The organism is Nocardia sp. JMUB6875 (genome assembly GCF_041154655.1).
Taxonomy (GTDB): Bacteria; Actinomycetota; Actinomycetes; order Mycobacteriales; family Mycobacteriaceae; genus Nocardia.
The window spans coordinates 1-2,151 of the sequence record NZ_BAAFGR010000370.1 but is presented as its reverse complement, the minus strand read 5'-3'; the positions used below and the strand labels follow the sequence as shown (position 1 = coordinate 2,151).

General features: G+C 66.0%; 2 protein-coding genes and 2 pseudogenes. 2 read left to right on the top strand and 2 right to left on the bottom strand.

Annotated features, from left to right (window positions below):
• A pseudogene (locus tag ACAM49_RS39935) lies at window positions 1-190 on the top strand (ergothioneine biosynthesis protein EgtC); the annotation flags it as partial.
• Complete coding sequence (egtD, locus tag ACAM49_RS39930) at window positions 187-1,158, top strand: L-histidine N(alpha)-methyltransferase (protein ID WP_369640701.1); 972 nt, start codon at window positions 187-189, stop codon at window positions 1,156-1,158. The pseudogene ACAM49_RS39935 and the gene egtD, both read left to right, overlap by 4 nt.
• On the opposite strand, the gene ACAM49_RS39925 is transcribed toward egtD, so the two are convergent.
• Window positions 1,159-1,797 (bottom strand): DUF2461 domain-containing protein, encoded by a 639-nt coding sequence (locus ACAM49_RS39925; protein ID WP_040812550.1) that lies wholly within the window; start codon window positions 1,795-1,797, stop codon window positions 1,159-1,161.
• A gap of 2 nt (window positions 1,798-1,799) precedes the next feature.
• A pseudogene (locus ACAM49_RS39920) lies at window positions 1,800-2,151 on the bottom strand (hypothetical protein); the annotation flags it as partial.

Below are 2,151 nucleotides of genomic sequence, written 5' to 3'. Positions count from 1 at the left end.
GGTTTGGGGGACTACTTGGCATCACGCTTTGTCGGTTGTGGAGGCCGACGGGTTCGTTGTGGTGGCTTCGGAACCGTTTGATGACGATCCGCGGTGGTCGCCGATTGCCGATCGGCAGTTGGTGCGCGTGCGGGGCGGGCGGGTTGCGGTGGAGCCGCTGGACATTGAGATCGGAAGGGCTGGTTCATGAATACACCTACGGTGGAGATTCACCTCACCGATGAGGATTTGACCACCGCGCTGCGGGAGGATGTGCGGCGCGGGTTGACGGCGGAGCCGAAGTGGTTGCCGCCGAAGTGGTTTTATGACGCTCGCGGGAGTGAGCTGTTCGAGAAGATCACCGAGTTGCCGGAGTATTACCCGACTCGGACCGAGCGGGCGTTGCTGGAGCGGGTGGTTGGGGAGATCGCTCGGATCGCGCAGGCCGAGGTGCTGGTCGAACTCGGGGCGGGGTCGGCGGCTAAGACTCGGCTGATTCTCAATGCCATGCGGGCCGAGGGTCCGTTGAAGAGTTATGTGCCGCAGGATGTTTCCGTGTCCGCGTTGCGCATGGCGGCGGATGAGGTGGCGTCGGAGTTTCCGGGGCTGAGTGTGCACGGGGTGGTGAGTGACTTCACCGCCACGCTGGAGAACCTGCCCGGCGGCGGGCGGCGCATGGTCGCCTTCCTGGGCGGCACCATCGGGAACCTGGTCCCCGCGGAGCGGGCCGAATTCCTCGGTGGCATCAGGGATGTCCTGGAGCCGGGGGAGCAGCTGCTGCTCGGTGCTGGGCTGGTGATCGATCCGGCGGTGCTGGTGCCCGCCTACGACGATGCCGCCGGAGTCACCGCCGAATTCAATCGCAATGTGCTGCATGTGCTCAACGCCCGGCTGGGCGCGAACTTCGAGCCGGAGAAGTTCGCGCACGTCGCCATCTGGGATGCCGAGAACGAGTGGATCGAGATGCGGCTGGAGGCGACGGAGGCGATGACGGTCCGCATCCGGGAGCTGGATCTGACCGTCGAATTCGCCGAGGGTGAGCAGCTGCGCACCGAGATCTCGGCCAAGTTCCGGCGCGAAGTGCTCGAAAGCGAGCTGGACGCGGCCGGTTTCACCACCGAGCGGATCTGGACCGATCCCGACCACCGGTTCGCCCTGGTGCTGGCCGAACGCCGGTAGCTACTTCTGGTCGGTGACGGCCGCCAGCCATTCGATGAGCGGCCGCATCTGCTCCCACGCCGCCCGGATCTCCCGGGCGGCGCGCGGAGTGCTCAGCCACTTGGGCGCACCGAAATCCCGTCCGGCGGTAATGGATTTGTGCCGGAGCAGCTCGATGCGCGGGTGATCGATGTCGTAGCCCTTGGGTTTGGTCGCCAGCTTGTCCCCGCCGATGTTGTACCCGGCCGAGACCAGTTGCGCGATCAGCCCTTCCAGCTCGGCCCCGCGCACCTCGTCGTCGATGGCCACCCGCAGCGCGGTCAGCTGCGCGGGCGAGGCGGCGTACATGCCGCCCGCCACCCGCAGCCCCGCCGCCCCGATCTGCACGTACCACCCGGAGTACTGCGCGCTGTACACCACCGCGCCCTGGTGATTCTTGTACGGCGACTTGTCCTTGGCGAAGCGCACATCCCGGTACGGCCGAAAGATCTTGGCCTCGCCGAAGTCCGGTTCCAGCTCGGCGACAAGGGCTTTCATCGGATCCCGCACCGACTCCTCCCACACCTGCTTGTGAGAGTTCCAGAAGGCCTTGGAGTTATCGGCTTCCAGGTCCTCGTAGAAATCGAGTCCGGCGAGTGGGAATCCGGTGAATGCGGTCATGGCTAGTTATTGTTCATCATGCCGGAACCGTAGACGGCAAGGCCGATTCCGAAGCCGATCACCATGCACACGCCCGCGGCGATGGCGGCCCACTTGCCCAGCGGTTCGCCCTTGCTGTTGCCGACGATGCCGAGCACGATGCCCGCGAGGCCGATCAGCGGACACAGCAGCAGTGCGATGGCGGCGCAGATGAATCCGATGATCGAGAAGATCTGGGTCCCGGATCGCGGGGGCGGTGCGCCGTAGCCGCCGCCGGGATACTGCGGATATTGCTGGTACTGCTGGCCTCCGGGCCCGAACTGCTGCGGATAGGGTCCCGGCGGATACGACGGGGGTGCGCCCTGGGGGTAGGGC